This is a genomic window from Mycobacterium sp., from assembly GCF_050700595.1.
Taxonomy (GTDB): domain Bacteria; phylum Actinomycetota; class Actinomycetes; order Mycobacteriales; family Mycobacteriaceae; genus Mycobacterium.
Map to the genome: position 1 here is coordinate 18,040 of NZ_JBOHHI010000049.1, position 10,128 is coordinate 28,167.

Sequence of the window (10,128 nt, forward strand, 5' to 3'; positions counted from 1 at the left end):
AATACTCCTTTGCTGTGGATGTGCTGACTACTGCGTCCCGCGCGGTGCAGGGGCTGCCGTCGGGGACTAGGGTATATGTGGTGCCTGTTCCGCAAACTGCACTGGAGACTCACCAGGCGGGCGTCGAGCGGCTGTTGACAAGTTATCGGTCGATTCCCTCGACGGCGTCCGTCCGGCTTGCCAAACCCACGTCGAATTTGTTTCGCGCCCGCACCAGACGCGACGCGCCCGGCCTCGACACATCGGGCCTGACCAACGTCATCTCGGTCGACCCAGATGCGCGCACCGCGGACGTGGCCGGCATGTGCAGCTACGAAGACCTGGTCGCCGCGACCCTGCCCTATGGCCTGTCCCCACTGGTGGTCCCGCAGCTCAAGACCATCACCTTGGGCGGTGCGGTCACCGGCTTGGGCATCGAATCGGCGTCCTTCCGCAACGGCCTGCCCCACGAGTCGGTGCTGGAGATGGACATCCTCACCGGCGCCGGCGAGTTGCTCACCGTGTCGCCGCACCAACACCCGGACTTGTATCGGGCGTTTCCGAATTCCTACGGCACGCTTGGCTATGCAACCCGGCTACGAATCGAGCTGGAAACGGTCACACCGTTCGTGGCCCTTCGACACGTCCGGTTTCACACGCTCGCCGACATGGTGGCGGCCATGGACCGCATCATCGACACCGGCGGGTTCGACGGCGTCCCGGTCGACTACCTCGATGGTGTGGTGTTCGGCGCCGACGAGAGCTACCTGTGCGTTGGGGTGCGGACCACCACGCCCGGCCCGGTGAGCGACTACACCGGGCAGCAGATCTATTACCGCTCAATTCGGCACGACGCCGGGGTCAAAGAAGACCGGTTGACGACGCACGACTACCTCTGGCGTTGGGACACCGATTGGTTCTGGTGTTCGCGCTCGTTCGGCGCGCAGAATCCCCGCGTCAGGCGGTGGTGGCCGCGGCGCTACCGGCACAGCAGCGTGTACTGGAAGCTGGTGGCCCTCGATCAACGCTTCGGCATCGCGGACCGGATCGAAAAGCGCAACGAACGCCCGCCACGCGAACGGGTGGTGCAAGACATCGAGGTGTCGATCGAGCGAACGGCCGAGTTTTTGGAGTGGTTCCTCGACGCCGTGCCGATCACGCCGATTTGGCTGTGCCCGCTGCGGGTGCGCGACCGGGGCGGCTGGCCGCTGTATCCGCTGCGGTCGGGCCATACCTACGTCAACGTCGGGTTCTGGTCGTCGGTACCGGTCGGCCCCGACGAGGGCGCGACGAACCGGCTGATCGAAGCCAAGGTCGGTGCGCTCGACGGCCACAAGTCGCTGTACTCGGACTCCTACTACACCCGCGAGGAGTTCGACGACCTCTACGGCGGGGAAACGTACAAAACGGTCAAGAAAACCTACGACCCGGACTCGCGTCTCCTCGACCTCTACGCAAAGGCGGTACAACGACGATGACAACCGTCAAGGAACGCCCCCCCACCACCAGGGGCAAGTTGAGCCTGGCCGAGATCCTGGCGATCCTCACCGATAGCGGCCGGCAGCCGTTGAGGTTCACCGCCTACGACGGCAGCACCGCCGGCCCCGACGACGCAGTGCTGGGCCTGGATCTGCTGACCCCGCGCGGCACCACCTACCTGGCTACCGCCCCCGGTGAGCTCGGACTGGCCCGGGCCTACGTCTCGGGCGACCTCACCGCGCACGGCGTCCACCCCGGCGATCCGTACGAGCTGCTCAAAGTGCTGGCCGACAAGATGGATTTCAAGCGGCCGTCGCCGCGAGTGCTGGCCAACGTCGTGCGTTCGATCGGGTTCCAGCGACTGATGCCGGTGCCACCGCCGCCGCTGGAGGTGCTGCCCCGGTGGCGCCGCATCGCCGAGGGCCTGCGGCACAGCAAGACCCGCGACGCCGAGGCGATCCACCACCACTATGACGTCTCCAACACCTTCTACGAGTGGGTGCTCGGCCCGTCGATGACCTACACCTGCGCGGTGTACCCCGACCCCGAGGCCACGCTGGAGGAGGCGCAGGAGAACAAGTACCGGCTGATCTTCGACAAGCTGCGGCTGCAACCCGGCGACCGGCTGCTCGATGTGGGCTGCGGCTGGGGCGGCATGGTGCGCCACGCCGCCCGTCACGGTGTCCGCGCGATCGGTGCGACGCTGTCCGCCGAGCAGGCCGCCTGGGCGCAGCAGGCGATCGAGGCCGAGGGGCTGGCCGGCCTCGCCGAGGTGCGGCACTCCGACTACCGCGACGTCGCCGAGACCGGGTTCGACGCCGTCTCGTCGATCGGGCTGACCGAGCACATCGGCGTCAAGAACTACCCGGCGTATTTCGGCTTCGTCAAGTCGAAATTGCGCACCGGCGGTCTGCTGCTCAACCACTGCATCACCCGCCCCGACAACAGATCAACTTACCGCGCAGGTGGATTCACCGACCGCTACGTCTTCCCCGATGGTGAGTTGACCGGCTCGGGGCGCATCGTCACCGAAGTCCAGGAGACCGGTTTCGAGGTGCTGCACGAGGAGAATTTCCGGCACCACTACGCGATGACGCTGCGCGACTGGTGCCGCAATCTGGTGGCGCACTGGGACGAGGCGGTCGCCGAGGTAGGCCTGCCGATCGCCAAGGTGTGGGGTCTGTACATGGCAGCCTCGCGAGTCGGCTTCGAACAGAACACGCTTCAGCTGCATCACGTGCTCGCGGTTAATCTTGACAACCGGGGCCGCGACGGCGGCGTACCACTGCGGCCCTGGTGGCGCCCCTAGCTGCCGGCATCGCGACGCGCGAATGCGGGTGCGTGCTCGGGCCGGACCCCGACGCCGACAAAGTAGGCGGGCACTCCTGACAGCCACGGTAGCCATTCGATCACGCTGAGCAGTGCCGTTGGCGGCCTGGGGTTTTCGCCTCGAAGGATCGGACCAAGTAGCCGGTGCAACACTCGCTGCACCAATTGCGTTACCGCGGTGGGCAAGGCTCGGCGGCGGCGGACAGCGGCCAGGTCTCGGTTGGTGACCCGGTGCCGTCGCAGGGGTCCGGCGAGGTATGTCGCGGCCGCGACGGCGTCTTGGACCGCCAGGTTGATGCCGACACCTCCCAGCGGCGACATCGCATGCGCGGCATCGCCGATGCACAGCAATCCATCAGTATGCCAGCGCCGCAGCCGATTAACCCGCACGTCGAGATGCTTGACGTCATCCATGGACTTCAGCGCGTCCACCGATTTGGCTGCCTCGGGCACGAGTTCGGCGATGTCACGGCGAAACACGTCGATACCTCGCGCCCGCAACCGGGCGTCGGTGCCCTTGGGCCCTAGATAAGCAATCTGGGAATAGCCCTCCCGCGGAATGACTGCGAGGGCCTTGCCGGGTCCGATGCGGGGCAAGAAGGAGAATTCCGCGACGCCGTCGCGGGGCAGCCTGAACCACCACACGTCGAAGTTCACCGGGTATTCGCGCGCCTTCAGCCCGGCCTCCTGACGAGCGATCGACCAACGGCCGTCGCAGGCCACGGTCAACTCGGCCCGCAGTTCACCGGATCCCGTAGGGCTTTGGTAGCGCACACCGGTAACCCGACCCGCGTCGGCCAGCAGCCCGGTGACTTCGGCGCGCATGCGCAGGGTGAAGCCCGGCTCGGCTTGGGCGGATTCGGCGAGCAGGTTCAGCAGATCCCACTGCGGCACCATCGCGACAAATGGGTGCGGTTGCCGCAAACGCCCGAAGTCGACGTAGGTCACCGGGCGCCCGTTCGCTTCAAACGTTGCCTTGCGGATCTCGCTATAGGGCAACGCCGCGAAGCGGTCCCACAACCCCAACTCGTCCAGCAGCCGCATCGTGGTCGGATGCACGGTGTCACCGCGGAAGTCACGCAAGAAGTCGGCGTGCTTCTCCAACAGGGTGACCTCCACACCGGCCCGGGCCAACAACAGCCCGAGGACCATTCCCGCGGGACCGCCGCCGATGATCGCGCATGTGGTTGTCTCACTCATCGATGCGGCGGGCTCCCAGTTCGTTCTGCAGCAACTCGAGTGCGGCCTCTTCGGGGTCGCGACGCGGTGCCGGGGACTCGTCGCGTCCCGCCTCGGCCAGCATGCTTTCCTCCTCTGCGGACTGAGCGGGATTTCCGTCGTCGGCCGACGGTGTGCCGGGCTCGCAGCGCACCCGCCAGTTGACACCCAGCGCATCTTTGAGCGCTTCGGCGATGACGTCGGCGTTGCGCTGTTCGCAGAGTCGCTTGGCCAGCGGCGCTGATTCGTGAGTCAGCACCAAGGTGTCGCCTTCGACCGCGCGCACGGTGGCACCGGCCAGCATCACCTCGGTGGTGCGGCTGCGTCGGCGGACCTTGTCGCGCACTGTCGGCCACAAGGTTCGCACCGTAGCTGCGTCGGGTTCGCCCGGGTTGGCGGCGGGTGCGGGAGCCGGAATGGGCTCCGGCTCCGGTGTTTTGGGCTGCGGGCTCCGCTGCCTGGGCCGGTCGGCAGGCTCGGCGGCCGGAATGGACATGTCCAGCCTGGTCTCGATCCGCTCGAGGCGTTGCAGCAGCGCCGCTTCGGCATCACTGGCCGACGGCAACAGCAGCCGCGCGCAGATCACCTCGAGCAGCAGCCGGGGTGCCGTCGCACCGCGCATCTCACCCAGTCCGGCCTGCACCACTTCGGCGTGGCGGGTCAGCGTTGCCGGTCCCAGCCGGGCCGATTGATCGCGCATCCGATCCAGCACGTCCTCCGGTGCATCCACCACGCCACGTGCGGCAGCATCCGGAACTGCCTGCAGCACAAGCAGATCACGGAACCGCTCCAGCAAGTCGGTGGCGAACCGCCGTGGGTCGTGGCCGGCGTCGATCACCGACTCCACCGCCCCGAACAGCGCACCGGCATCGCCTGCCGCGAGTGCGTCGACAGCATCATCGATCAGCGCGACGTCGGTGGCACCCAGCAGCCCCAGCGCCCGCTGGTAGCCGATACGATCGCCGTCGGGGCCGGTTTCCGAGCCGGCCAGCAGTTGGTCGAGTACCGACAGCGTGTCGCGGGGGGACCCGCCGCCGGCCCGGATCACCAGCGGGTACACCGCATCGTCGACGAGGACGCCCTCCTGGGCGCAGATCCGCTCGATCAGTGCCCGCATGGTGCGCGGCGGCAGCAGCCGGAACGGATAGTGATGCGTGCGCGACCGGATGGTCGGCAGCACCTTCTCCGGTTCAGTGGTGGCGAACACAAAAATGAGGTGTTCGGGCGGCTCCTCGACGATCTTCAGCAGCGCGTTGAATCCCGCCGTGGTCACCATGTGCGCCTCGTCGACGATGAACACCCGGAAGCGCGACTGGGCCGGCGCATAGAACGCGCGGTCGCGCAGCTCGCGGGTGTCGTCCACGCCGCCGTGGCTGGCGGCGTCCAGTTCGACGACGTCGATGCTGCCCGGCCCATTGGGCGCCAGCGCCACGCACGACTCGCAGACACCGCACGGGGTGGCCGTCGGCCCCTGCGCACAGTTCAGCGACCGGGCCAGGATGCGCGCCGACGACGTCTTGCCACAGCCGCGCGGGCCGGAGAACAGATACGCGTGGTTGATCCGGCCCGCCGCCAGCGCATTCGACAGCGGTTCGGTGACGTGCTCCTGGCCCACCACCTCGGCGAAGGTCGCCGGTCGGTACTTGCGGTAGAGCGCCACGGTCAGCAGGCTACCGCCGGCCGGTGACGACGGCTCAGCTGGGCACCGAGGGTGTATTCACGGCGCCGAGTGTGTACGTAAGCCGGGATTTTTTGCGAATATCCACCCTCAACGCACACTCGAAGCCCTCAGCTCACACTGGATTTCAGCAAGGACTCGGTCGCGGCCAGCAGTGCGCAGGTCGCCAGCCCGTCGATCGCGTCGCGCAGGTCCGGTATGGGCGGAAACGTCGGTGCGATCCGAATATTCTTGTCGTCCGGATCTTTTCGGTACGGGAACGACGCGCCCGCCTCGGTAACCGCGATGCCGGCGTCCTTGGCCAATGCGACGGTCCGCCGCGCCGTGCCGGGCAGCACGTCGAGGCTGATGAAGTAGCCGCCCCTGGGTTCGGTCCACGACGCGATCTTGGATTCGCCCAGCCGCTGGTCCAGGATCTCGGCAGCCAGCGCGAATTTCGGCGCCAGGATCTGCTGCTGACGCCGCATCTGCAGGCGGACACCGTCGGCGTCGCCGAGAAAGCGCAGATGCCGCAGTTGGTTGACCTTATCCGGACCGATCGACTTCTTGCCCGCGTACTGCAAATACCAGGTGATGTTGCCCAGCGACCCCCCGAAGAAGCTGACACCGGCGCCCGCGAAGGTGATCTTCGACGTCGACGCGAAGACGTACGGCCGATTGGGGTTGCCCGCCGCGGCGGCCAGCCCCAGCACGTCGACTTGGCGGACGAAGTCCAGCGTCAGGGTGTGCACCGCATACGCGTTATCCCAGAATAACCGGAAATCGCTTGCGGCGGTGCGCATCTGGATGAGCCGGCGGACCGTTTCCCAGGAGTAGGTCACCCCGGTCGGGTTGGCGAACACCGGCACCGCCCACATGCCTTTGATCGCCGGATCGGCGGCGACCAGTTCTTCGATCAGGTCGACGTCCGGGCCGTCCTCGCGCATCGGGACCGAGATCATCTCGATGCCCATCGTCTCGTTGATCGCGAAATGCCGGTCGTAGCCGGGGACGGGGCAAAGGAATTTAATGCCGTCTTGCTCTTTTATCCAAGGTCTCGGCGAGTCCACCCCGCCATAGAGCATCGAGAAAACGATCACGTCGTGCATCAGCTCCAGGCTGGAGTTGTTGCCCGCGATCAGGTTGGGCACGCCAATCCCGAGCAGCTCACCGAAGATGGCCCGCAGCTCCGGCAAGCCGTGTAGGCCGCCGTAGTTACGAGTGTCGGTACCCTCCGCGTCGCGGAAGTCTTCGCCGGGCAGGCTCAGCAGTGCGCTGGACAGGTCGAGCTGTTCGCCCGACGGCTTGCCGCGGGTGAGATCCAGAGTCAGTTTCAGGGCCTGCAGCTCGGCATACTCCTGCCGGTGGCGCGCGTGGGCAGCCTCGAGTTCCGTAGAGCGCAGCGTGCTGAAGGAGGCGAACGACACCATGCGCCTTTCACCGTCATTGCCGTGGGGGCCGGTCGGTTGGGTATGGGGGACCCCGCGCACCCGCTAGAGCCCGTTGACCCTTGCTGCCTTCCGGCCCTGGGGGAGTTCACAGGGTGAACGCCGCGCGGGGTCCACCGCGAGTGTAGTACCGCGGCAATCACGAGACGCTGATGGGCTCGGCTACCATGGCCGACGGAGGATTCGCCTAGTGGCCTATGGCGCTCGCCTGGAACGCGGGTTGGGTTAACAGCCCTCGCGGGTTCAAATCCCGCATCCTCCGCGTTTGATCTCGCACCTGGAGGAGGGGTATGGGGCGCACGGTAGCCACCCTGTGGCATGCGTCGTTCGCGCTGGTTGCCGGTGCTCTCTATTTCTTTTTCGTGCTTCCGCGCGGGCCCGAGCTGACGGGTCAGACCACACACACCCTGGGCACGGCGCTGCGGATCGTGGCCGGTGTGGTGATCGCGCTGGCCGCGTTGCCGGTGGTGTTCACGCTATTGCGGACCCGCAAGCCCGAGTACGGTACCCCGTTGCTGGCGCTGCGCCTGCGGACCTGGTCGGTCGTGGCGCACACGCTTGCGGGTGTGCTGATCACCGGCACCGCGATTAGCGAGATCTGGCTGAGCCTGGACATCGCCGGCCGGTGGTTGTTCGGGATCTACGGAGCTGCCGCCGCGATCGCTGTGCTCGGCATCTTCGGGTTCTACCTGTCGTTTGTGGCCGAGCTTCCGCCGCCGCCACCCAAACCGCTCAAGCCGAAGAAGACGAAACGGCGCAAGCGCCGCAAGAAGGGCACCGAGGAGGAAGAACCCGAAGCCGCCGCGGCCGAAGAAGCCGAGGCGACCGAACTCGACGAGACCGAGGCCGTGGAGGCCGAGACCGTGGAGACCGAGACCGACGCCACCGTCGAGGCCACCGCCGAGACCGAGGCCACCGCCGAGGACACCGTCGCCGCCGAGACCTCCGGCGGGGGATTGCGCAATCGCCGCCCGACCGGCAAGTCGGCGCGTCGGCGCAGGCCCTCGGGTGGTGGCGTCACTGTCGACGATTAGCCGCCCATGACACCGCCCTTTGGACCTATGCTGAGCGAGTGCCCAACAGCTATCGGGTCGTCCAGTGGACAACGGGAAATGTCGGGAAGAGTTCGGTGCGGGCGATCGCCGCGAACCCAATGTTCGAACTCGTCGGCTGTTACGCATGGTCGTCGGACAAGGTCGGCCGCGACGTCGGTGCGCTGTGCGGTATCGGTCCGCTGGGGGTCGGCGCCACCAACGACGTCGACGCGCTGCTCGCGCTGAAACCGGACTGCGTCGTCTACAACCCGATGTGGGTTGACGCCGACGAGCTGGTGCGCATCTTGTCGTCCGGCGCAAATGTGGTGGCGACGGCCTCGTTCATCACCGGACACAACCTCGGCGCCGGTCGTGACCGCATCGCGGAAGCCTGTCAACGCGGCGGCGCGACCATCTTCGGGGCGGGGGTCAGCCCCGGCTTCGCCGAGTTGCTCGCCATCGTGTCGGCGATGGTGTGCGATCGGGTCGACAAGATCACCGTCAACGAGGCTGCCGACACCACGTTCTATGACTCACCGGCGACCGAGCTACCGGTGGGCTTCGGCAAACCGATCGATCACGCCGACCTGCCGGCGATGACGGCGCAGGGCACGGCGGTATTCGGCGAGGCGGTGAGACTGGTCGCCGATGCGCTCGGCATTGAGCTCGACGACGTACACTGCCAGGCCGAATACGCCCAAACCACCGCCGACCTCGACCTCGGCTCCTGGACCATCGGGGCCGGCTGCGTCGCCGGGGTGCAGGCGAGCTGGCAGGGTGTGGTCGGTGACAAGACCGTCGTCGAGCTCAACGTCCGGTGGCGCAAGGGTCAGACGCTCGACCCGGACTGGAAGATCGACCAGGACGGCTGGGTGATCCAGGTCGACGGGCGGCCGAGCGTGAAGACCACCGTCGGCTTTTTGCCGCCGCCGGATTTCCAGGCCGAAACGATCGCCGACTTCATGACGCTCGGGCACATCATGACCACGATGCCCACCATCAACGCGATCCCCGCGGTCGTTGCCGCGACACCGGGTATCGCCACCTACAACGACCTGCCGTTGACACTGCCCCGCGGGGTTGTGCCGCGCGAGAACTAGGTCGGGTTAGGTAGCCGGAATGTTTTGCAGCTTGGGTGAGAGTTCGGGGCAGTAGAAGCTGATGGCACTGCCCAGGAACTGGTACGTCTGCACCTGGGTGGTGCCTCTTGGGAGGTTGTGGGAGAGATAGTGAGCGGATGCGGCAGCGTCGGGGTCGACGCCGTCACCCAACCGTCGGCAGGCGATCTTGGCCAGGTAGGGGTTGTAGTCGTGCGGGCCATAGATGCCGTAGGTATTGATCTGATTATCGAAATCGGTGTCGACGTCGGCGTACGCCGGCGCAGCCAGGCCGACCGCGACGGCGATGGCGGCGATGGGGACGAGCTTGGCTGCCTTCATGACCGGGATAGTACCGTTCCTGATCCGACTCGTGGTCCGGTCTCGCGTAACCCGCAAAGCGGGGTCGGAGCCGCCATTTCGCCAAACCAACCAGTTCATCGATTCCCCTCGTTACCCGGTTTCCGTCAGACGCCTGTTCCGATTAGAGTAGCTAAGGTTACACATAAGCTAATTAGTTGAGTTTCGGGCCCCGCTGAGGATGGAGGCACATATGACGCTGACCGAGCCGTATCGCTGAACGACCCGGTGTAGCGATGGGCGGGAACTTATCAGCGGCCAGAGGCTGGCGACCAGAGGGCGAGGTTTTCGAATGTTCGGCGTTCTCAAACGCGTGTGGCTGCCGTTGATCATCGTGATGGTCATCGTGGTCGGCGGGTTCACCGTGTACCGGGTGCGTGGGTACTTCGGGGCGCACGGAAACGCCGGGGGCTCGTCCGTCAAGTTCGAAGACACCAAGCCGTTCAACCCCAAGGTGGTGATCTATGAGATCTTCAGCCCGAACGGCACCGTGGCCGACATCAACTACCTCGACCTCAATGCCGACC

At 66.4% G+C, this 10,128-nt stretch carries 9 protein-coding genes, 1 tRNA gene and 1 other RNA gene; 6 read left to right on the plus strand and 5 right to left on the minus strand.

The window, feature by feature from the left end; genetic code table 11:
* Positions 1-77: 77 nt before the first annotated feature.
* Positions 78-1,457: an FAD-binding oxidoreductase gene (locus ACRDTL_RS04455; protein ID WP_431505521.1), complete on the plus strand. Its 1,380-nt coding sequence runs from the start codon at positions 78-80 to the stop codon at positions 1,455-1,457.
* Positions 1,454-2,767, plus strand: a complete 1,314-nt coding sequence (locus tag ACRDTL_RS04460) for a class I SAM-dependent methyltransferase (protein WP_431505512.1) — start codon at positions 1,454-1,456, stop codon at positions 2,765-2,767. The genes ACRDTL_RS04455 and ACRDTL_RS04460 overlap by 4 nt, the downstream gene beginning before the upstream one ends.
* Here the strand turns inward: ACRDTL_RS04460 and ACRDTL_RS04465 are convergent.
* From ACRDTL_RS04465 to ffs, 4 genes are all read right to left on the minus strand, one after another.
* Positions 2,764-3,987 carry an FAD-dependent oxidoreductase gene (locus tag ACRDTL_RS04465; protein ID WP_431505513.1) on the minus strand — a complete coding sequence of 408 codons (1,224 nt, stop codon included), beginning with the start codon at positions 3,985-3,987 and terminating at the stop codon, positions 2,764-2,766. The genes ACRDTL_RS04460 and ACRDTL_RS04465 overlap by 4 nt on opposite strands.
* Positions 3,980-5,665, minus strand: a complete 1,686-nt coding sequence (locus tag ACRDTL_RS04470; RefSeq protein WP_431505514.1) for a DNA polymerase III subunits gamma/tau — start codon at positions 5,663-5,665, stop codon at positions 3,980-3,982. Before ACRDTL_RS04470 ends, ACRDTL_RS04465 begins: the two co-directional genes overlap by 8 nt.
* A gap of 128 nt (positions 5,666-5,793) precedes the next feature.
* Positions 5,794-7,092, minus strand: coding sequence for an aminotransferase class I/II-fold pyridoxal phosphate-dependent enzyme (locus tag ACRDTL_RS04475; protein ID WP_431505515.1), 1,299 nt, complete (start codon positions 7,090-7,092; stop codon positions 5,794-5,796).
* 41 nt (positions 7,093-7,133) lie between these two features.
* An RNA gene (gene ffs / locus ACRDTL_RS04480) (signal recognition particle sRNA small type) lies at positions 7,134-7,228 on the minus strand.
* 58 nt (positions 7,229-7,286) lie between these two features.
* On the opposite strand from ffs, the gene ACRDTL_RS04485 reads away from it, so the two are divergent.
* The 3 genes from ACRDTL_RS04485 to ACRDTL_RS04495 all read left to right on the plus strand — a co-directional run bounded on the left by ACRDTL_RS04485 (position 7,287) and on the right by ACRDTL_RS04495 (position 9,244).
* A tRNA-Ser gene (locus ACRDTL_RS04485) sits at positions 7,287-7,372 on the plus strand.
* A gap of 28 nt (positions 7,373-7,400) precedes the next feature.
* The gene (locus tag ACRDTL_RS04490) at positions 7,401-8,144 is read left to right on the plus strand and encodes a hypothetical protein (protein ID WP_431505516.1); all 744 of its coding nucleotides are present in this window, start codon (positions 7,401-7,403) and stop codon (positions 8,142-8,144) included.
* A 38-nt stretch (positions 8,145-8,182) separates the two neighbouring features.
* Entirely contained in the window at positions 8,183-9,244 is a 1,062-nt protein-coding gene (locus ACRDTL_RS04495) for an NAD(P)H-dependent amine dehydrogenase family protein (protein WP_431505517.1), read from the plus strand.
* Positions 9,245-9,250: 6 nt separating this feature from the next.
* On the opposite strand, the gene ACRDTL_RS04500 is transcribed toward ACRDTL_RS04495, so the two are convergent.
* The gene (locus ACRDTL_RS04500) at positions 9,251-9,583 is read right to left on the minus strand and encodes a DUF732 domain-containing protein (RefSeq protein WP_431505518.1); all 333 of its coding nucleotides are present in this window, start codon (positions 9,581-9,583) and stop codon (positions 9,251-9,253) included.
* Positions 9,584-9,893: 310 nt separating this feature from the next.
* Here ACRDTL_RS04500 and ACRDTL_RS04505 point away from each other — a divergent pair.
* Positions 9,894-10,128, plus strand: a 235-nt coding sequence (locus tag ACRDTL_RS04505; protein WP_431505519.1) for an MmpS family transport accessory protein, incomplete at its 3' end; no start/stop codon positions are given.